General features: G+C 47.3%; 18 protein-coding genes. 14 read left to right on the top strand and 4 right to left on the bottom strand.

From position 1 onward, the window contains the following. Positions 1-2: 2 nt before the first annotated feature. Both glnE and hldE read left to right on the top strand, forming a co-directional pair. A complete protein-coding gene (gene glnE, locus AOT11_RS04935) occupies positions 3-2,855 on the top strand; it encodes a bifunctional [glutamate--ammonia ligase]-adenylyl-L-tyrosine phosphorylase/[glutamate--ammonia-ligase] adenylyltransferase (protein ID WP_017421278.1) in 2,853 nt (950 codons plus the stop codon). A gap of 53 nt (positions 2,856-2,908) precedes the next feature. Further along, complete coding sequence (hldE, locus tag AOT11_RS04930; RefSeq protein WP_011078696.1) at positions 2,909-4,339, top strand: bifunctional D-glycero-beta-D-manno-heptose-7-phosphate kinase/D-glycero-beta-D-manno-heptose 1-phosphate adenylyltransferase HldE; 1,431 nt, start codon at positions 2,909-2,911, stop codon at positions 4,337-4,339. Between the two features lie 112 nt (positions 4,340-4,451). On the opposite strand, the gene tolC is transcribed toward hldE, so the two are convergent. Then, complete coding sequence (gene tolC, locus AOT11_RS04925; RefSeq protein WP_017421280.1) at positions 4,452-5,780, bottom strand: outer membrane channel protein TolC; 1,329 nt, start codon at positions 5,778-5,780, stop codon at positions 4,452-4,454. A 228-nt stretch (positions 5,781-6,008) separates the two neighbouring features. Here tolC and nudF point away from each other — a divergent pair, with 228 nt between their 5' ends. From nudF to parC, 6 genes are all read left to right on the top strand, one after another. Next, positions 6,009-6,644 carry an ADP-ribose diphosphatase gene (nudF, locus tag AOT11_RS04920; protein ID WP_026050478.1) on the top strand — a complete coding sequence of 212 codons (636 nt, stop codon included), beginning with the start codon at positions 6,009-6,011 and terminating at the stop codon, positions 6,642-6,644. Further along, a complete protein-coding gene (locus AOT11_RS04915) occupies positions 6,644-7,093 on the top strand; it encodes a DUF1249 family protein (RefSeq protein ID WP_017421282.1) in 450 nt (149 codons plus the stop codon). Before nudF ends, AOT11_RS04915 begins: the two co-directional genes overlap by 1 nt. Before the next feature lie 18 nt (positions 7,094-7,111). After that, positions 7,112-7,936 (top strand): 3',5'-cyclic-AMP phosphodiesterase, encoded by an 825-nt coding sequence (gene cpdA, locus AOT11_RS04910; protein ID WP_017421283.1) that lies wholly within the window; start codon positions 7,112-7,114, stop codon positions 7,934-7,936. A 1-nt stretch (position 7,937) separates the two neighbouring features. Then, the gene (yqiA, locus tag AOT11_RS04905; RefSeq protein ID WP_017421284.1) at positions 7,938-8,528 is read left to right on the top strand and encodes an esterase YqiA; all 591 of its coding nucleotides are present in this window, start codon (positions 7,938-7,940) and stop codon (positions 8,526-8,528) included. Between the two features lie 236 nt (positions 8,529-8,764). After that, complete coding sequence (gene parE / locus AOT11_RS04900; RefSeq protein ID WP_017421285.1) at positions 8,765-10,645, top strand: DNA topoisomerase IV subunit B; 1,881 nt, start codon at positions 8,765-8,767, stop codon at positions 10,643-10,645. A 3-nt stretch (positions 10,646-10,648) separates the two neighbouring features. Next, positions 10,649-12,934 carry a DNA topoisomerase IV subunit A gene (gene parC, locus AOT11_RS04895; RefSeq protein WP_011078689.1) on the top strand — a complete coding sequence of 762 codons (2,286 nt, stop codon included), beginning with the start codon at positions 10,649-10,651 and terminating at the stop codon, positions 12,932-12,934. 75 nt (positions 12,935-13,009) lie between these two features. Here the strand turns inward: parC and degS are convergent, their stop codons facing one another. The 3 genes from degS to zapG form a co-directional block, all read right to left on the bottom strand. Further along, entirely contained in the window at positions 13,010-14,077 is a 1,068-nt protein-coding gene (gene degS / locus AOT11_RS04890) for an outer membrane-stress sensor serine endopeptidase DegS (protein WP_011149493.1), read from the bottom strand. A 131-nt stretch (positions 14,078-14,208) separates the two neighbouring features. Then, on the bottom strand, positions 14,209-15,576 hold the full coding sequence (locus AOT11_RS04885; protein WP_017421286.1) for a DegQ family serine endoprotease: 1,368 nt from the start codon (positions 15,574-15,576) through the stop codon (positions 14,209-14,211). Positions 15,577-15,733: 157 nt separating this feature from the next. Next, entirely contained in the window at positions 15,734-16,183 is a 450-nt protein-coding gene (gene zapG / locus AOT11_RS04880) for a Z-ring associated protein ZapG (protein WP_011078686.1), read from the bottom strand. 159 nt (positions 16,184-16,342) lie between these two features. Here zapG and zapE point away from each other — a divergent pair, with 159 nt between their 5' ends. The 6 genes from zapE to AOT11_RS04845 all read left to right on the top strand — a co-directional run bounded on the left by zapE (position 16,343) and on the right by AOT11_RS04845 (position 21,454). Beyond that, on the top strand, positions 16,343-17,446 hold the full coding sequence (gene zapE, locus AOT11_RS04875; RefSeq protein ID WP_026050479.1) for a cell division protein ZapE: 1,104 nt from the start codon (positions 16,343-16,345) through the stop codon (positions 17,444-17,446). Between the two features lie 251 nt (positions 17,447-17,697). Beyond that, on the top strand, positions 17,698-18,126 hold the full coding sequence (gene rplM, locus AOT11_RS04865; protein WP_011078684.1) for a 50S ribosomal protein L13: 429 nt from the start codon (positions 17,698-17,700) through the stop codon (positions 18,124-18,126). Positions 18,127-18,141: 15 nt separating this feature from the next. Next, on the top strand, positions 18,142-18,534 hold the full coding sequence (rpsI, locus tag AOT11_RS04860) for a 30S ribosomal protein S9 (RefSeq protein ID WP_011078683.1): 393 nt from the start codon (positions 18,142-18,144) through the stop codon (positions 18,532-18,534). 330 nt (positions 18,535-18,864) lie between these two features. Then, positions 18,865-19,455 carry a ubiquinol-cytochrome c reductase iron-sulfur subunit gene (gene petA / locus AOT11_RS04855; protein ID WP_011078682.1) on the top strand — a complete coding sequence of 197 codons (591 nt, stop codon included), beginning with the start codon at positions 18,865-18,867 and terminating at the stop codon, positions 19,453-19,455. Beyond that, complete coding sequence (locus tag AOT11_RS04850; protein WP_011078681.1) at positions 19,455-20,720, top strand: cytochrome b; 1,266 nt, start codon at positions 19,455-19,457, stop codon at positions 20,718-20,720. Before petA ends, AOT11_RS04850 begins: the two co-directional genes overlap by 1 nt. Next, positions 20,717-21,454, top strand: coding sequence for a cytochrome c1 (locus AOT11_RS04845; RefSeq protein WP_017421288.1), 738 nt, complete (start codon positions 20,717-20,719; stop codon positions 21,452-21,454). The genes AOT11_RS04850 and AOT11_RS04845 overlap by 4 nt, the downstream gene beginning before the upstream one ends. Positions 21,455-21,499 lie beyond the last annotated feature (45 nt).

Below are 21,499 nucleotides of genomic sequence, written 5' to 3'. Positions count from 1 at the left end.
AAATGTCGCTGCCATCCCCTTTGATCCCTGTCGCTGAACTGGCAATGCAAAATGCCCAGCAGTCTGGTTATCTTGAACACTGGCCGCAAGCGCTTATCACACAATTTCAGTTTATTTCAGGACTGAGCAAGTTTGTGGTGGAAACGGTTCTGCGCGATGCTCAATTGGCCGAGAGTCTTCCAGAAATGTTGGCGCAAGAAAGCCGACAAGAAGCCTATCGAACTCGTTTGGCTGAGCAGTTACAAGCGTGTCACGATGAAGTGGCGGGCCACCGAGTATTGCGTCAATTTCGTAACCGAGAAATGGTCTACATCGCTTGGAAAGATTTTACTCAGGCTTGGAGTCTTGAGGCATCCCTAAGTCATCTTTCGGAGTTGGCTGAGGCGATGATCTTTGAAACATACCAGTGGCAATATCAGTTGTGCTGCCAAGAATGGGGAACCCCGACCAATGCGCAAGGCGAAGCGCAACCGATGCTGATCATTGGGATGGGGAAACTGGGAGGCGGCGAACTTAACTTTTCCTCCGACATCGATTTGATTTTTACTTACCCTGAAAATGGCGAAACACAAGGTGCACGTCGTAGCATCGCCAACGCACAGTTTTTCACTCGTTTGGGGCAACGCCTCATTAAAGCGCTGGATCAGCAGACCTTCGATGGTTTCTGTTATCGAGTCGACATGCGCTTACGCCCGTTTGGCGAAAGTGGCCCGTTAGTGATGAGTTATGCGGCTTTGGAAGATTACTACCAAGAGCAGGGGCGAGATTGGGAACGCTACGCGATGATCAAAGCGCGGGTGATGGGGCGCGAAATGTACCCTGAATACCAAGAGCTGCGCCAGATGCTCAGACCGTTTGTTTTCCGTCGCTATATCGACTTCAGTGCCATTCAATCGCTGCGTCGGATGAAATCAATGATCAGCAGTGAAGTACGTCGTCGCGGCTTAAGCAACAACATCAAACTGGGCGCGGGGGGCATTCGTGAAATTGAGTTTATCGCCCAAGTGTTCCAACTGATTCGTGGTGGGCGTGAACCGGCTTTGCGCCAGCGAGGCCTATTGGTGACGCTAGAGGCAATTAAGCAACTGCAATTGCTGGAAGAGGCGCAAGTGTGTCATCTGGTTGAGGCTTACAAGTATTTACGACGCTTAGAAAACCTATTACAAGCGATGGCAGACAAACAGACGCAAACCTTGCCTGATAACGAATTAGAACAGCTCGCTTTAGCGGTGGCGATGGGCTATTCACAGTGGCAAGCGCTGCAAAATGATGTGCAGCAACACATGGTAAAAGTACACGCCGTGTTTGTTAATCTGATCGGTGATGAAGAAGATGAAGTGAGCCCGGTGGAACGTCACTTTAATGAGTTGTGGGATATGTCCCATAACCCAGAGGTCATTGAGCAGATTCTACAAAATGACTTGGCTTGCCAAAATTGCGCCACGACGTCAGAGCAAATCATTCAATTCAAGGCGGATCTGGCCAAGAAAACCTTAGGGCCTCGCGGGCGAGAAGTGCTCAATCGACTGATGCCAAAACTTTTTTCAGCCATCTTTGCCGATGCCGATGCACAATTTGGCTTACCACGCGTTTTGCATTTGCTGCACAACATCGCCACTCGTACCACTTACCTTGAGCTGCTCGATGAGCACCCTGCGGCGTTAACGCAGTTGGTGCGTCTGTGCACGGCCAGCCCGATGATTTCTGAGCAGCTCGCACGTTACCCCATTTTGTTGGATGAACTGATCGACCCACAGCAGTTGTACAACCCGATTGCACTTGATGCTTATCGCACCGAATTGCGAGATTTTCTGGCCCGAATCCCAGAGGACGATGTTGAACAACAGATGGATGCGCTGCGTCAGTTCAAACAGATTTGTAGCTTACGCATTGCCGCGGCAGACATCGCGGGTGTCTTGCCCGTCATGAAAGTGAGTGATCACTTAACCTACTTGGCAGAAGCGATTGTTGAAGCGGTGGTACATCAAGCTTGGCAACAGGTCGCGGAGAAATATGGCGAACCAACGCACCTTAAAGACCGTGAGGGCAAAGGCTTTGCGGTGGTCGGCTACGGTAAAGTGGGCGGGTGGGAGTTAGGCTACAATTCGGATCTTGATGTGGTTTTCTTGCATGATTGCCCGGTGAACGTTTATACCGATGGTAAGAAAGAGATCGACGGGCGTCAGTTTTACCTGCGCTTAGCGCAGCGCATCATCCATATTTTCTCAACGCGAACTGCGTCGGGCATTTTGTATGAAGTCGATACGCGCTTACGCCCTTCCGGCGCTTCTGGGTTGCTGGTTTGCCCTGTCGATGCCTTTGAAGAATATCAGCATAATGATGCCTGGACGTGGGAGCACCAAGCATTAGTGCGCGCTCGTATGATTTATGGTGATGAACACCTTGCCAGTGAGTTCCATCGAGTGCGCCACCAAGTGCTGGCCAAACAGCGTGATCAAGCCAAGCTGCAAAAAGAGGTCGCCGATATGCGTGCGAAAATGCGTGATCATCTTGGCGGGAAAAAATCCGATCGCTTTATGTTGAAGCAAGATCAGGGCGGGATCACCGATATCGAGTTTTTGGCTCAATACCTAGTGTTGAACTACAGTGCTGAAAAGCCGAAGTTGACACGTTGGTGCGATAACGTGCGCATCTTTGAAACCTTGATTGCTCAAGGGGTCATGGAAGAAGCGCAGGCGATGTTGCTCACTCAAGCATACACGACGATGCGTGATGAAATTCACCGACGCAATTTGCTCAACTTAGAGGCCGATGTTGCTCTCGATAAGTTTGTTGCGTTGCGCCAAGGGGTCAGCAAAGCTTGGCAAGAGTGGCTTGAATCCTCAACTATTTAGACCCGATAAAGGCTGTGTTACACTCAGCGCAGCAAAAAAATTGGAGACCGAGAATGAAACCAATCCTACCTGATTACAACAATGCAGGTGTACTGATCATTGGCGATGTGATGCTAGACCGTTACTGGTATGGCCCAACAAGTCGTATTTCACCAGAAGCCCCAGTACCTGTTGTAAAAGTAGAGAACAATGAAGAGCGCCCAGGCGGAGCGGCAAACGTAGCAATGAACATTGCCTCGCTTGGTGGTCATGCGCGCATTGTGGGTTTAACAGGGATGGATGAGCCAGCGAAAGTGCTGACCGAAACCCTGAATTCGTTAAAAGTAAAATGCGATTTTGTTGCGCTTCCTGAATACCCAACCATCACCAAATTGCGTGTGATGAGCCGTGGTCAGCAATTGATTCGCTTAGATTTTGAAGACAAGTTTGAAGGCACCGATCCTGAGTTGGTCCTAACACGCATGGAGCGCGCTCTGCCTCACGTGCAGGCGGTGATTCTGTCTGATTATGCAAAAGGGGCGTTAGAGCACGTTGAGGCTTTGATCGCGAAAGCTCGTGCAGCTAATGTTCCCGTGTTTATCGACCCGAAAGGCACCAACTTTGAACCTTATCGTGGCGCCACTCTGCTCACACCAAACATGTCTGAGTTTGAAGCGGTGGTTGGCAAAGTGACATCCGATGATGACTTGGTGGAAAAAGCATTAGGCTTGATTGAAAAGTTTGAACTTGGAGCATTGCTGGTAACGCGCAGTGAGCATGGCATGACATTGGTTCGTCCAGATCAGAAGCCATTCCATTTGCCAACCCAAGCCAAAGAAGTGTATGACGTGACGGGTGCCGGCGATACGGTGATTTCTGTCTTGGCGGCGTCGGTTGCAGCAGGTAAACCGCTTGACGAAGCATGTGCATTGGCTAATGCGGCGGCGGGCGTCGTAGTCGGTAAGTTAGGTACTTCAACGTTATCGACCATCGAGTTAGCAGAAGCCATTCATGGCAGCCGTGATACCGATTTCGGTGTGATTGCCGAAGCGGCGCTGATTGATGCGGTGAAAGCGGCGCAAGCCAAAGGCGAGAAAGTGGTCATGACCAATGGCTGCTTCGACATCCTTCATGCAGGCCATGTTTCTTACCTAAATAACGCAGCAAAATTGGGTGACCGCCTGATTGTTGCCGTGAATACCGATGAGTCGGTGAAGCGCCTGAAAGGTCCTGGCCGTCCTGTGAATCCAACCGATCGTCGTATGGCAGTGCTCGCGGGCTTAGGCGCTGTTGATTGGGTGGTACCGTTTAGTGAAGACACGCCACAACGTTTGATTTCAGAAGTGCTTCCGGATCTGTTGGTTAAAGGCGGCGATTACAAGCCAGAAGATATCGCTGGTGGTAAAGAAGTGATTGCTGCAGGTGGTGAAGTAAAAGTACTGAACTTTGAAGATGGCTGTTCAACCACAGAGATCATTGATGCAATCAAAGGCGGACGCGGCTAACCACATCGCTTTTCAATGAGCGGTACACATCATCAATATGAGACAAAAAAGGGTGACATTGCTGTCACCCTTTTCTTTATGCGTGTGTCTCTTTATGCGTTTGTGGCTTCGATTACTTTTTCGCAACCAAACCAGCATCAACATCCAGTACATCTTGTTCGTTCAGCGTACCCACCGCCTGACGAAGTTGCAGTACACTCAAGATGTAGTTGTAGCGTGCATTCGATAGGTTTTTGTTGGCATCGTAAAGGCGACGAGTGGCATCAAGTACATCCACGATTGTACGAGTACCCACATCAAAGCCTGCTTCGGTTGCCTCTAATGCTGAACGCGCAGAAACCACGGATTGCTCATACGCGCGAAGTGCACCGATTGAGGCATTGATGTTGTTGTTTTGCGCTCGAACTTCTTTCACGACACCGCGATAAGTGGCTTCGAGATCTTGGCTCGCTGAGACGTAATTAAACTCAGCTTGTTTGGTTTGCGACGTTGTATTACCACCGGTATAGAGTGGAACCACCAAATTAAGACCCAAACTAAAATCGTTTGTTGTGTAGTCATCACCGCTATTGTTCAGGACAGAGCCATTGTTACTATTGGTTTCATTGCCGTAATTGTAGCCACCATCCAAGGTCAATGAAGGCAGGTGACCTGAACTGGCCAGAGAAATATTGTCTTTGGCGATGTCTTTTGTGATGCGCGCTGACAGTAAGCTCAAGTTTTTCTCTTGCGCTTCTTCGATCAGGGTTTCAGCCGAAGCGTTTGAGCGGCTTGCTGAGAAACGCTTGGTATCTAAGACATTCAGGTTTTTATGCTCTTGACCTGTGATTTCACGCAACGCTTCATAACTGTTGGTTAGGCTGTTTTCGGCCAGAACTTCGTCAGCTAATACGCCATCGTATTGCGCTTGGGCGTCATGCACGTCTGTAATGGCCGACAGACCCACTTCAAAACGTTGTTTGGTTTGCTCTAGCTGACGAGCAACCGCCGCTTTTTCTGCACGGACAAATTCTAAGTTGTCTTGCGCTTTTAGCACCTCAAAGTACGCTTGCGCGGTTCTTAAGATCAAACCCTGTTGCGTCGCTGCGTATGCCGCATCTGCTTGGCGAGCGCTTTTCTCTGCGTTGTCTAGCGTGATCCAAGACGAACGCTGATACAGTTCCTGAGAGAAATTAATCCCAGCAGATAGTTTGTCGCTATCACGAGGATCAACATCGCTACGGTTAATGTTATAACCTGCGGTTAAATTAATTTGCGGTAATAAGGTACTACGGCTAGAAGTGACCGCTTCAAATGCGGCGTCACGTTTAGCTTGTACGCTCAATAACTGTGGATCGTTTTGCTTTGCCAGATCATAGATTTCTGCCAAGGAATCAGCCCACACTGAAGAACTCAGGCTACCTAGCGCTGCACCAATAAGTAGAGGAAGCAGTTTTTTCATTTTCCATTCTCGCCATGTATAGTTTGATTAATTCTCAAGAGTTTAACTCAAGTTGCTGGATATTTGCCCTAAATTCTGCACTTTTTATTTTTAGCTGTCCAGTTGTGCAATAAGCAAGTCGTTTAAACCTAAAAATTTTTAGAACAATTATATAAAAAGTTGAGCAATGTCCTTTGAGTCATGTTTAAACAGTGAGTAAACTACAAGATTCACTCAGTGAGGTGCGAAATGCAACAGGATGACAAACAACACGCTGTTTTCACTCCAGAAGATGTAGAGGTTCTCTCAAAAGAGCCACTCTTTCAGGGATTTTTCAAGATGATCAAGTACCGCTTCCGCCATAAGTTATTTGCCGGTGGGTGGAGCAATGTGATCGAACGTGAAATGTTTGAACGTGGTCATGCTGCTGCAATGCTTCCCTACGATCCTATTCGTGATGAAGTGGTGTTAATTGAACAAATTCGTGTCGGAGCACTGGAGCATCAGCATCCTTGGCAGTTGGAAATTGTCGCAGGCATGATCGATCGTGATGAATCGGCGGATGATGTCGTGCGTCGAGAGGCGCAAGAAGAAGCTGGCCTAGAAGTCGGACAACTTGTTTCGGTGGTTTCGTATTATCCTTCAGCGGGTGGCTGTTCAGAAAAGCTGGATGTTTTTATCGGTGAAGTGGATGCCTCTAAAGCGCATGGCATTCATGGTTTAGACTATGAAGATGAAGATATCCGTGTGCATGTGATGACACGTGAGCAAGCCTACGATTTGGTCAAACGCGGCAAAATCGAGAATGGTGCCTCAATTATCGCCTTACAATGGTTAGAGTTAAATCACTTGCAGTTAAAGTCACAGTGGTTGGAGATTGAGTGATGGGTTTAGCAGCAGCAAAACAACCTTATTATGTTGATTTGGCAGGGTTAATGAGAACCTATGAGACGAATTATGCCAAATTAAATGCTTTGCTGCCGTTCAACGCTGAAGTGGGTGATGTTCGCTGCTATCAGGTCGTAAACATGATCTACCAAATGACAGTGAAAGAGGTCACAAAATACACCACCATAGTGGAGATATGTCAGAGTGATGACATACCGTTATTTCCTTTACCTACGATGTCTGTCAGGCTTTATCACGATGCCAGAGTCGCGGAAGTGCTCTCGAGTGGTGAGCATGTTCGATTCAAAGCGAAATACGACTACCCAAATGAAACGTTGATGCAGAAAGATGAAAAGCATCAATTGAATGCGTTTCTTGGTGAGTGGCTGACCTTTTGTTTAAAAAGCGGTATTAGCCGAGCCCCAATAACATTTAAAGAAGAATAACAGAGTCAGGTTTTCATTTTGCAACATACATCCAGTGATACGCTCAGCGAGAACAGTATTAAGCTGTTACAGATTACGGATACTCATCTCTTTGCATCGGATGAGGGCAGTTTGCTGAGTGTTAAAACACTCCAAAGTTTTCAGGCCGTTGTCGAGCAAGTGATAGCGCGCCATGTTGAGTTTGACTATATATTAGCAACCGGTGACATTTCTCAAGACCATAGTGCGGCTTCTTACCAGCGTTTTGCTGACGGAATTGCGCCACTAGAGAAAGCCTGCTTTTGGTTGCCAGGTAACCACGACTATAAACCCAATATGTCGAGTGTTTTACCTTCCCCTCAAATTACTACACCAGAGCAGGTGGCGCTTAATCCTCATTGGCAACTGATTTTGCTGGATTCCCAAGTCGTCGGTGTGCCACATGGTCGCCTCAGTGATCAACAGTTGTCGATGCTGGAGCATTATTTGCAGGCGTCGCCAGAGAAAAACACCTTAATTTTACTTCACCACCATCCACTGCTGGTGGGTAGTGCTTGGTTAGATCAGCATACGTTGAAAGATGCAGAGGCGTTTTGGCAAATTGTTGAACGTTTTCCTATGGTGAAAGGCATTGTGTGTGGTCACGTTCATCAAGATATGAATGTGATGCACAAAGGCATTCGTGTGATGGCAACCCCATCAACATGTGTTCAGTTCAAACCGCAATCTGACGATTTTGCGCTCGACACGGTTTCACCCGGTTGGCGCGAATTAACACTGCATGCCAATGGTGAGATCACCACTCAAGTGCAACGCCTAGCTTCGGGCTGTTTTTTACCTGATTTTAGCTCAAGTGGTTACTGATATGAGCCATCCTAAGCCTTCACTGCTGCTCTACATTCATGGGTTTAACAGCTCGCCGTTATCGATGAAAGCCAACCTGATGCGTGAATATTGCGAGCAACACCGACCTGACATCAAGGTTGTGGTGCCGCAGTTACCGAGTTTTCCGCAAGCGGCTGCAGAGTGTTTGCTAGAGATCGCTCAGCAACATAAAACCACTCATCGTATTGGTTTGGTGGGGAGTTCGCTCGGTGGTTATTTGTCGACTTGGCTCAATGCCGAGTTTGGTTTTCGCGCTGTGGTTGTCAACCCAGCGGTGAAGCCGTATGAGCTGTTGGCTGACTATCTAGGGCCACAAACTAACCCATATACGCATGAAAGCTATACACTCGAAGCGCGTCATATTGACGAATTGAAAGCGCTTGAGGTAAAAGAGGTCGCGAATCCAGAATCTTTCTGGCTATTGCAGCAAACCGAAGATGAAGTGCTGGACTACCGTCAGGCAGTGGAAAAGTACGCAGGTTCTGCACAAACGGTAGAAGAGGGAGGCGATCATAGTTTTGTTGGCTTTGAACGCTATCCAGAGCGAATCATTCACTTTCTTGGTTTGTAACGCTACCACTCAGAGACAGGATTAGGAGGGGCTCATAATTTTACCTCTGATATCCAACCGTTTCTTGACATAGTCGCACTGCTTTCCGACTATGTTTCTCCGAATACAGCTACCGTGAAACGCACAGAGTCACGCTCTGTGAGTAACAGGGTAGCTTTTTCGTTGTCGCCAGTTGGTGCAAAAGTGCGACCAACTAGGCTCAGACAACAGGTAAACATTGAGAACGATTCCGTATTATGACTGAACAATATAATGCTGGTGCCATTGAAGTACTGAATGGTTTAGAGCCAGTACGTCGCCGACCAGGGATGTATACGGATACAGCGCGCCCGAACCATTTGGGCCAAGAAGTTATCGATAACAGTGTCGATGAAGCGCTGGCCGGACATGCCTCCAAAGTACAAGTCATCCTACATGCAGACCAATCACTGGAAGTGATCGATGATGGTCGAGGCATGCCCGTCGATATCCACCCAGAAGAGAAAGTCTCGGGCGTTGAGCTGATCCTATGTAAGCTGCACGCTGGTGGTAAATTCTCCAACAAAAACTATCAGTTTTCTGGTGGTTTGCACGGGGTAGGTATTTCGGTGGTGAACGCCCTGTCTAAAAGGGTTGAAGTGACAGTACGTCGAGATGGTCAGGTTTACGAAATCGCTTTTGAACATGGTGACAAAGTGTCGGATCTCACTGTGACGGGGACGAGTGGTCGTCGTAATCGCGGTACCAGCGTGCACTTCTGGCCAGACACCAAATACTTTGATTCGCCAAACTTCTCGGTTACGCGCTTAGTGAATAACTTGCGTGCGAAGGCGGTCCTTTGCCCAGGTTTGGAAATTACTTTCAGTGATCGTGTGAATGGTAAAGAGCATCAGTGGCTCTACCAAGATGGTTTGAAAGATTATTTGATTGAAGGGGTGAAGGGTTACACCTTACTACCTGAAGAGCCATTTACAGGCCAATTTTCGGCAGAAACAGAAGCCGCGGATTGGGCGGTGATCTGGCAGCCAGAAGGCGGTGAGATGATCACCGAAAGCTACGTTAACCTGATCCCAACCGCACAAGGCGGTACGCATGTGAACGGTTTACGTCAAGGTTTGTTGGATGCGATGCGTGAGTTCTGTGAATTCCGCAACTTACTGCCGCGTGGCGTAAAGTTAACGGGTGAAGACGTTTTCGACCGCTGTTCTTACGTACTGTCGGTGAAGATGCAAGATCCGCAGTTTGCTGGCCAAACCAAAGAGCGCCTTTCTTCTCGTCAAACCGCGGCGTTTGTCTCTGGGGTGGTAAAAGACACTTTTAGCTTGTGGTTAAATGAAAAGCCGCAACTTGCCGAGCAACTCGCGGAAGTGTGTATTGCAAACGCTCACCGCCGTATGCGTGCGAGCAAGAAAGTCGTGCGTAAAAAGATTGCATCAGGCCCAGCTTTACCAGGTAAGTTGACCGATTGTTCCGTGCAAGACTTAGCTCGTACTGAAATCTTCTTCGTGGAAGGGGATTCGGCAGGCGGCAGTGCCAAGCAAGCGCGTGATCGTGAATTCCAAGCCGTGATGCCGCTGCGTGGTAAAATCTTAAATACTTGGGAAGTTTCTGCCGATCAAGTATTGGCGTCTCAAGAAGTGCACGATATTTCTGTCGCACTAGGGATTGATCCAGATAGCGACAATCTTGAAGGGCTGCGTTACGGCAAAATCTGTATCCTCGCCGATGCGGACTCGGATGGTCTGCACATTGCGACACTCTTGTGTGCGCTATTCACACGTCATTTCCGAGCGCTAGTTGAAGCGGGACATATCTACGTAGCAATGCCACCACTGTATCGTATTGATTGCGGCAAAGAGGTGTTCTATGCGCTGGATGATGCAGAAAAAGATGGCGTGTTAGAACGCCTAAGCCAGAAGCGCGCCAAAATTAACGTGCAACGATTCAAAGGTCTGGGTGAGATGAACCCACTGCAGTTGCGTGAAACCACGATGGATCCCAATACGCGTCGTCTGGTGCAACTCACCATTGATGACTCAGAGGCGACCATGGAAATGATGGACATGCTGCTGGGTAAAAAACGCGCAGATGACCGTCGTAGCTGGTTACAAAACAACGGCGATATGGCAGAGGTTTAATAGATGTCTACAGAAATTACTTATGATGGCGTCGAACAATTGCCAATGCGCAAGTTCACCGAAGATGCTTATCTAAACTATTCGATGTACGTCATTATGGATCGTGCGTTGCCTTATATTGGTGACGGTCTGAAACCGGTTCAACGACGTATTATCTACGCCATGTCGGAGCTTGGGCTTTCGGCAGCGGCAAAATACAAAAAATCAGCGCGTACGGTGGGTGACGTGTTGGGTAAGTACCATCCACACGGCGACTCAGCATGTTATGAAGCGATGGTGCTGATGGCACAGCCATTCTCATACCGCTATCCGTTGGTGGACGGCCAAGGCAACTGGGGTGCACCGGATGATCCGAAATCGTTCGCCGCGATGCGTTATACCGAAGCCAAATTGTCGAAGTTTGCCGATGTGCTTCTGGGAGAGCTTGGTCAAGGTACGGTCGAGTGGCAGCCTAACTTTGATGGCACGATGAAAGAGCCAAAAATGCTGCCAGCACGTTTGCCTCACATTCTTCTCAATGGTGTGACAGGCATTGCGGTGGGTATGGCGACGGACATTCCTCCTCATAACGTACGTGAAGTTGCGGATGCCACCATTCATTTGATTGATAATCCAGCTGCGCCGCTGATGGATTTAATGCAGTACGTCAAAGGGCCTGATTTCCCGACAGAAGCGGAGATCATTACCCCAAGTAGCGATCTGGAAAAAATGTATCGCAGTGGCCGTGGCAGCGTGAAAATGCGCGCGGTTTGGTGCAAAGAGGGCAGTGACATCGTTATCACGGCGCTCCCGCATCAAGTCTCAGGGGCCAAGCTGCTTGAGCAAATTGCCGCGCAAATGCGTGCGAAAAAATTGCCGATGGTGGAAGACTTGCGTGATGAGTCTGACCACGAAAACCCAACTCGTATTGTGATTGTACCGCGCTCAAATCGCGTTGATTGCGACCAGTTGATGAACCACCTGTTCGCGTCCACCGATTTGGAGAAGAGCTATCGTGTTAACTTAAACATGATTGGTCTCGACAACCGCCCACAAGTGAAAGGCTTGGTACAGATTTTGACGGAATGGATCACTTTCCGTCGCGAAACGGTACGTTCACGCTTGCAATACCGTCTTGATAAAGTGCTGGCTCGCTTGCACATCTTGGAAGGTTTGTTGATCGCGTATCTCAACATCGATGAGGTGATTGAGATCATTCGTACTGAAGACGATCCTAAAGCGGTATTGATGGCCAGATTTGGCATTACCGATATTCAAGCCGATGCGATTCTGGATACCAAACTTCGTCACTTAGCCAAATTGGAAGAGATGAAGATCCGCGGTGAACAAGATGAGCTGGAAAAAGAACGTAAGAAACTGGAAGAGTTACTGGGTTCTGAGCGTCGTCTGAATACCTTGCTGAAAAAAGAGATCCGTGCGGATGCAGAGAAATTTGGTGATGATCGCCGTTCTCCGCTAGTGGTTCGTGAAGAAGCGAAAGCACTGACTGAACGTGACCTGATGCCGAATGAAGCGATCACCGTTGTCTTGTCAGAGAAAGGTTGGATTCGTCACGCCAAAGGCCATGAAGTGGATTGTCAGGGGTTGAGCTACAAAGCGGGTGACAGCTATCTGGCGCATGCGTGTGGTAAGAGTAACCAGCAAGCGGTGCTGCTTGGTTCAGATGGCCGCAGTTACTCATTAGAATCGCACACCCTGCCTTCGGCTCGCGGTCAAGGTGAGCCGATTACTGGCCGCCTCAACATCACGCCAGGAAGCAGTATTCGCCAAGTGATCATGGGTGAAGAAGAACAGCTATGGCTGATTGGCTCTGATGCGGGTTATGGCTTCGTGTGTAAAGGCAGTGATTTGTTGTCGAAAAACCGCAGTGGTAAAGCATTGGTGTCGTTGCCTGAAAACGCAGAAGTGATGACACCATCGGCGGTATTGGATTTGGACAATGACGATATTCTTGCCATTACCAACCAAGGCCGTATGTTGATGTTCCCAATTAAAGACTTGCCGCAACTTGGTAAAGGTAAAGGGAATAAGATCATCAATATTCCAGCGGCGAAAGCCAAAGCGAAAGAAGAGATCCTGTCGCATTTGATTGCTTTGCCAAAAGGCGCTTCACTGACGCTGTACGCAGGCAAACGTAAGTTGGGCTTGAAGCCTGCCGATTTGGATAACTTCCGTGGAGAACGAGGCCGTCGAGGTGGTTTATTGCCACGTGGCTTGCAGCGAGTCACTCGTATTGAGCTCGAGCAAAGTGACTCATCGGATGGTTCAGAAACGGCCACCGACGCGTAATAGAAGCAGAAAAAGAACCCCAAGCCTAGGCTTGGGGTTCTTGTTATCACTCGGATTAGATTGTTTGAACTGAGATTAGATTTCTCGGTTATCTTCCGCAATCGTCACTTTCAGCGTCATCTCTTGTCCTTTGCGGATGATACCGACATCGACGGTTGTCCCCGGACGTAGATCGGTCACAATATCCATCACACTCTGACGACCTTGGATCTTCTTGTCATCAATACTTAAGATGATGTCTTGTGCTTCAAAACCGGCGTTTGCGGCCGGGCCGTTGGGATCGACACCCAATACGACGATGCCACCAATATGCTCATTACCGAGCAAGCGCGCAGTGACGGCATTAATGTCTTGCCCATCAATACCAATATAACCTCGGATCACTCGGCCATCGGCAATGATCTTTTCCATGATTTTATTTGCCAGAGGGAAAGGGATGGCGAAAGAAATACCATAAGTTTCCAGATCGGTGGCTTGCTGAAAAGAGGCGGTGTTGATACCAACCAACTCGCCTTTGGTATTGACTAAAGCTCCGCCTGAGTTGCCTTCGTTGATCGCGGCATCAGTCTGAATAAAAGCTTGCCTGCCATCAGCACTGATGGAAGAGCGGCCGGTGGCCGAAATAATACCAAAGGTGGTGGTTTGCCCGAGGTTATAAGGATTACCTATCGCCAACACCACATCACCAACTTTGGCTTTGTAGTTTGAATTTAACGGAATGACAGGTAAGTTGCTGCCTTCGATACGCAAAATGGCGATGTCAGTGCGACGATCTTTGCCCACCAATTGCGCGGCGGCGACTCGGCCATCTTGCAACGCCACAACGATTTGATCGGCTTGAGCGACCACATGGTAGTTGGTGATGATATAGCCTTTTTCACTGACGATGACACCAGAACCCAACCCTTGCGTTGACAGCTTACTACGGTCGTTTTCAACGTATTTTCGGCTGTAAATATTGACCACCGCAGGCGCAGCATTTCTCACCGCCTGATTAAATGAGATTTGCAGAGAACTGGCATCTTGTGGCGATACATCCAGCGTGGTTGTAATCACATTACTACGAAGAGAGGGAACAGCGAGTAACACCAGCAAAGCTGTCACCAGCCCTAAAACGACGGAACGCATAAGAAAGTTGAGCATGCCCTCTCCACAGAAGTCACAAAGTTAGAACAGAAAGCAGAGAATAGCATTACCTGATTGAATAATAAAAGGGCAGCCCACTTTCGGACTGCCCTTTGCATACTCGATCATCATTGAGGTGATACGTTTGCTTAGCGAATGACTAAGTAGATAGTACGTTCACCACGTTGGATATTGAGCGCAAGCACGCCAGTTTGTTTTTCAACAATGGCACGGAAATCGGCGAGATTTTTTACTCTCTGACGATTGACTCCGATAATGATGTCGTCTTTTTGTAACTGGTACTGTGCCGCTGGCGACTTATCTGCCACGTTGATCACTTTAACGCCAGCAATGCGATCGTCTGACGTGGTATTAGCCAACTCAGCACCGGCAAGGCCTTCGTGCATTTTATCGGCTTTCGCTTTGGTTTGTTGCGACTCACCCAATGTGACATCAAAGCGCTTATCTTTACCATCGCGCACCACGCCAAGCTCGATTTCTTTGCCTGCCCCGAGGGTTGCAATCTTGGCTCTTAGCTCAGAGAAGGTATCGATTTTCTTACCATTGAGAGACACAATGATGTCGCCCGCCTTGATGCCGGCTTTATCTGCTGCTGAGTCAGGAACCACTTGGCTGACAAATGCGCCTTTGCTCGAGTTATAGCCCAGCGCTTCAGCCAGTTCAGAGGTGATTTCGCCACCTTGAACGCCTAACATGCCACGTTTGACTTCACCAAATTCCAAGATTTGGTCAGTTAAGTTCTTCATCATATTCGATGGAATGGCGAAGCCAATACCGACGTTTCCGCCATTGGGGCCGAGAATCGCAGTATTGATGCCGATCAGTTCACCATTGAGGTTGACGAGCGCACCACCGGAGTTGCCACTGTTAATTGCCGCGTCGGTTTGAATAAAGTTTTCGAAGTTTTCAATGTTCAAACCACTACGCCCTAAGGCTGAAACAATACCGGACGTCACTGTCTGTCCCAAACCAAATGGGTTACCAATGGCGACGCTGAAATCACCCACACGTAACTTGTCGGAATCGGCGAGCTTAATTTCGGTTAAGTCTTTAGCACCATCGACTTTGAGCAGAGCAACATCGGACATCTCATCGCCACCAATTAACTCGGCATCGTATTCACGACCATCGTGAAGCTGGATTCGTATTTCATCAGCGCCTTTGATGACGTGGTAGTTCGTCACGATATAGCCTTTATTGGCATTAATGATGACACCAGAACCTAAACCACGGAATGGACGTTCACGAACTTGTTCTGTTGGGAAATCAGGGCCAAAAAAGAACTGAAATTGATCGGGAATACGCGAGCGTTCTACCTGTTTACCTTCAACCGCGATACTAACGACCGCAGGGGTAACACGTTCGAGCATTGGCGCTAAGCTCGGCAACTCCTGTCCACTGACGCTAAAAGGCAGTGCGGCGGTTGCTGGAAGAGGGGCAAGGGCTGAGCTTAAGCTCAAAGACAATGCAGTCAAAACAAGCAAAGGTTTTTTCATCCAATAACTCCTATAAATACCAGTCTATTGCAAAGGACAGAGACTCAAACAAAAATAGGTTTACTTCCTATCAATATTGTCGTCGTAAACAGTTTTCAATAGACAGTGATGTGAGTTAGGACTCAAAAACCTTTGAAAAGTTCATCAATGAGAAAAATTAGGACGCTTTTGCAGTGATGGCTTCTGGTGCATCCAGGATGACTTTTTTCTGATCATTGAATAGCCCTGTTGCGCCGTTAGCGTAATCTTTTGGCTGTTCAGTGACTTCATCCGTTACATTTTCTTCGGTGTTATCTTCTTTTGCCGACAATGCCACTTTATCAAATGGATTGTCTTGCGCTGGCAGATTCGGTAGAAGCTCCGCAGAAGTTTTCGCCATATGCTGATATAGCTTGCTGTAATCTTTACCGAGTGTTTCGAGTAGCTCAGCGGTTTGGGAGAAGTGATCAATCAGCTCTTGGCGTTGTTGCTCTAGTTCATATTTTGCTACATCGAGCTCTTTTTTGATGTTCTTCTGTTTTTTATATTCTGGCGTGGTAAGTCGTGATACGACAACACCAACAATTGCTCCGACAAGCAAGCCTACAATGGCATACATCCAAGGCATAACAGCTCCTTATAATGGTTTTAACATGTTATTTACTGCTTAGTTACACGTATTGCGCCACCATGTTACTATGGGAGCAGTAGTCAATAAAGCAAAATAGCAACGACACAATCTCAAGTTTGATAACGGGATTTAATGCCCTGTTTTGGTATGAGAACAATGAGCCCATTAGAAAAATACGAACACGACCTCGCGCATAACGGATTCCAGAAAGACGCTGCTCAGTACAATGCAGTGCGAGCACTAGATAGGCTTTTTCATCAATATCTCGATTATTGCGCCCAGCCTCAACCGCAACAAACGCGTTGGCAAAAATTATTAGGCAAACAGCCGCCAGCCAAATTGCCCCCACAAGGACTCTATTTTTGGGGTGGTGTTGGGCGTGGAAAAACGTATCTCATGGATACTTTTTTTGAGGCTTTGCCTACTCAACGCAAAATGCGCGTTCATTTTCATCGCTTTATGTATCGAGTTCACGATGAACTGAAACGGTTAGGTGATGTAGAAAATCCACTGGAAAAAGTGGCTGATGTGTTTAAGGAAGAGGCGGACATTGTCTGCTTTGATGAGTTTTTTGTTTCGGATATTACCGATGCGATGATTCTTGGTACGCTGATGCAGGCGATGTTTAGGCGTCAAATGATACTGGTGGCGACGTCGAACATTGTACCGCAAGAGCTATATCGCAATGGATTACAGAGAGCGCGCTTTCTGCCTGCTATCGCTTTGATTGAGCAACACTGTGAAGTGCTCAATGTGGATAGTGGCATAGACTATCGGCTACGAACGTTAGAGCAAGCAGAGATCTATCATTATCCATTGGATGAGCAGGCAAACCTCAACCTAAATCTCTACTATCAGCAGTTAGTTGGAGAGGGTAAGGCCAAATTATACAATGTTGACATCAATCATCGCCAAATAGCGGTTATAGAGGCCAGTGATGGGGTACTGCATGCGACATTCGCCCAGCTGTGCCAAACCGCACGCAGTCAGAATGATTATATTGAACTGTCCAAAATTTATCACACGGTATTGTTGGCGGATGTGCCACAAATGGACAATAAGATTGATGATGCTGCGCGACGATTTATCGCCCTCGTGGATGAGTTCTACGAACGACACGTCAAATTGATTATTTCCGCGGAAGTCGCACTAGAACAACTCTATCAGCAAGGGCAATTGGAGTTTGAGTTTAAGCGCTGTCAATCTCGTTTAGTGGAAATGCAAAGTCATGAGTACTTAGCGAGAGAACATCTGGCTTAGATTGTTTCTTGGGAGAAAGACGTGACGAAAAAATTAGTGATTGAGTGCAAAAAAAGGTGATTTTTTCTTCGCTCTTCTCTATAATCCTGCGACCCACCGTTACTGCAGACCTAATTTATCGAAGTTATTCGAGATATAAGGTCGAGAGTGCCAACCGCTCGAAGGGGTGATGACTGGGCTCTTAGACAGTGTGGGAGCACAGCGGTGTGTTCCTTTAAAGTTTAAATTTGAATTAACGGGTTATTATTAGCATGAAAACTTTCGTTGCTAAACCAGAAACTGTAAAACGCGACTGGTACGTTGTAGACGCTGAAGGTAAAACTCTTGGCCGTCTAGCAAGTGAAATTGCATCTCGCCTACGTGGCAAACACAAAGCTGAGTACACTCCACACGTTGACACTGGTGATTACATCATCGTTATCAACGCGGAGAAAGTTACTGTAACTGGTAACAAAGCTGCAGCAAAAACTTACTACCGTCACACTGAATTCCCTGGTGGTATTAAGTCAATCACTTTTGACAAGCTGATTGTTCGTAAACCAGAAATGGTCATTGAGCTAGCGGTTAAAGGTATGCTACCACGTGGTCCTCTAGGCCGTGCTATGTACCGTAAGCTAAAAGTTTACGCTGGCGCTGAGCACAACCATGTTGCTCAACAACCAAAAGTACTAGACATCTAATTGGGGATATCGGAAATGGCAGAGAATCAATACTACGGCACTGGCCGTCGCAAAAGCTCAGCTGCTCGTGTTTTCATCAAACCAGGCAGCGGCAACATCGTAATCAACAAGCGTGCGCTTGAAGAGTACTTCGGTCGTCCAACTTCTTGCATGGTTGTTAAGCAACCTCTTGAATTGGTAGACATGGTTGAGAAGCTAGACCTATACATCACTGTTAAAGGTGGTGGTATTTCTGGTCAAGCTGGCGCAATCCGTCACGGCATCACTCGTGCTCTTATGGAATACGATGAATCTCTACGTCCTGCTCTACGTGCAGCTGGCTACGTTACTCGCGACGCTCGTTGCGTTGAACGTAAGAAAGTTGGTCTACGTAAAGCACGTCGTCGTCCACAATTCTCTAAGCGTTAATTTTTCGTTTTCGAAACATTTACGCTCCAGAATTATTTCTGGAAGTTGTGGTTCAAAGCTCGGCTATATGCCGAGCTTTTTGTTTATTTATAGCTACTTATTTCCTTTCTTTGTTACATCTCACACCAAATATTTAGAATTTTGCCGCTTTTGTGACGTCGTGAGCGATTTGCCTCACAAATGTTACAAAAAGGTAGCTTTATCTTGTCAAAAAGTAGGGTTTTATTTATCATTTCTCGTCAATAAATAGAACTAGATTCATATTTTGTTAGCCATGCTCTATAAGCGGAATAATCACGATCCAAAAGGAGCAAATGGGAGAATGTTTGGATGAGCAACGCGCCTTTAAATAACGGTCGCAGGCGTTTTCTAACCGCCACAACAGCAGTTGTTGGTGGATTAGGGGCAGCTGCCGTCGCCGTTCCTTTTATCAAATCATGGAATCCGAGTGCCAAAGCGAAAGCAGCTGGTGCGCCGGTGGAAGTGGATGTTAGTAAAATTGAAGCCGGACAGATGATTCGTGTGGAATGGCAAGGTAAACCTGTATGGGTTGTACGCCGTACCCAAGAAGTTATCGACAACCTCAAAACGATTGGTGGTCAGCTACGCGATCCTCAATCTGAGATGGAACAACAGCCAACTTATGCTCAAAACGAGTTTCGCTCAATTAAACCTGAGTTTTTTGTTGCGGTCGGTTTCTGTACACACCTAGGTTGTTCGCCAACCTATCTGCCAGATTCTTTCGCAGAACAAGTGCAAGGCGTGAAATCGGGCTTCTTCTGCCCATGTCACGGCTCTAAGTTTGATATGGCAGGCCGCGTGTTCCAAGGCGTTCCTGCACCTTTGAACTTAGTGGTACCTAAGCACATGTATTTAAGCGATACCACGATCCTTATCGGTGTTGACGAGGGGGATGCCTAATGCAAGCACTATTAGACTGGGTTGAAAAACGTATCCCTGCGATGAATGCTTACAAAAAGCATTTGTCCGAATACCCAATGCCAAAGAACTTCAACTTTTGGTACCTTTTTGGTTCTTTAGCAATGCTCGTACTGGTAAACCAGATCCTAACGGGTATTTGGTTAACCATGAACTATGTTCCTTCTGGTGAAGGTGCATTTGCTTCTATCGAATACATCATGCGTGATGTGGAATATGGCTGGTTGTTGCGTTACATGCACTCTACAGGCGCTTCTGCATTCTTCGTGGTGGTTTATTTGCATATGTTCCGTGGTTTAATCTACGGTTCTTACCAAAAGCCTCGTGAGCTACTGTGGATCTTCGGTATGTTGATCTTCTTAGTACTGATGGCAGAAGCGTTCATGGGATATCTACTTCCATGGGGCCAGATGTCTTACTGGGGTGCACAGGTAATCATTTCTTTGTTTGGTGCCATTCCGGTCATTGGTGATGATTTAACCTTGTGGATCCGTGGTGATTACATCATCTCGGGTGCAACGCTGAACCGTTTCTTTGCTCTGCACGTCATCGCCTTACCTATCGTACTGCTACTGTTGATCGTGCTGCACATTCTGGCGCTGCATGAAGTGGGTTCTAACAACCCAGACGGCATTGAAACTAAGCTGCCGAAAGGTTCAATGGGACCAGATTACAAGACACAGTTTAAGTTCCACGAGTACTACTCAAACAAATACGACATCATTGATTCGATTCCTTTCCACCCTTATGGAACGGTAAAAGATATGGTGGGTGTAGCGGGCTTCCTGTTTTTGTTCTGCTATGTCTTGTTCTTTAACCCAGAGATGGGTGGGTACTTCCTAGAGCCGCCTAACTTTGAAGCTGCAAACCCGCTGAAAACGCCTGAGCACATTGCACCAGTTTGGTACTTTACGCCTTTCTATGCCATTTTGCGTGCTGTTCCAGATAAGCTGTTGGGTGTTGTAGCGATGGGACTATCGATTGTATTCCTATTCCTACTGCCATGGTTTGACCGCTGTAAAGTTCGCTCTTACCGTTACCGTAGCAAAATTCATTTGATTAACATTATCCAGTTTACGATCAGCTTTATTGCATTGGGTATTCTTGGTGCGCTTCCAGCAACACCAACTTATACGCTACTAGCTCAGATCTTTAGCTTGGGTTATTTCATGTTCTTTATTCTTCTGTACGTATACAGCAAGAATGAAGCAACGAAGCCACTACCAGAGAGGGTGACATTCAAATGAAGAAATGGATTGTAATTCTATTTGCTATGTTGCCATCTCTGGCGATGGCAGCGGGAGCGGGTGTTCCGTTGGACAAAGCAAATGTTGATTTGTCAGACAAAGCAGCACTACAAAATGGTGCTAAGTTGTTCATGAACTACTGTTTTGCTTGTCACTCGACGCAGTATCAACGTTACGAGCGTGTGGCGGATGATCTTGGTATCCCAGCCGATCTCATGAAAGAAAATCTGATGTTTAACCCAGAGAGCAAAATTGGCGATCTGATGGTGAACGCTATGCCACCAAAACAAGCAGCGGCTTGGTTTGGTGCACCGCCACCAGATTTGACTCTTGTTGCTCGTGTTCGTGGTGCTGATTGGTTGTACACTTACTTGCGTACTTTCTATGTTGACCCATCACGTCCATTTGGTGTGAACAACTTAGTTTTCCCAAGCGTTGGTATGCCACATGTATTGGAAGAGCTGCAAGGTATTCCTAACCCTGTTTACGGCACGAAAGTGGTTGATGGTAAGGAAGTACAAGTTGTAGTTGGTGTTGAAAGCGACGGCACTGGTGAACTGAGCAAAGGGGAGTACGATGAAGCCGTGCTCGACTTAGTGAGCTTCTTGGTTTACTCCGGTGATCCAGTGAAGGCTGAGCGTCACGCTCTAGGTTGGTGGGTCATGGCTTTCTTAGTACTGTTCACTATCGTGGTTGTGCTGCTGAAGAAAGAGTATTGGCGTGATGTGCATTAATTGTGCTATCATACCGCGCTAATTCCCAATTTTATTGAATAAACA

This window comes from Vibrio vulnificus NBRC 15645 = ATCC 27562 (assembly GCF_002224265.1).
In the GTDB taxonomy this organism is placed as follows: Bacteria; Pseudomonadota; Gammaproteobacteria; order Enterobacterales; family Vibrionaceae; genus Vibrio; species Vibrio vulnificus.
This window is presented reverse-complemented; position numbering and strand designations above follow the sequence as displayed.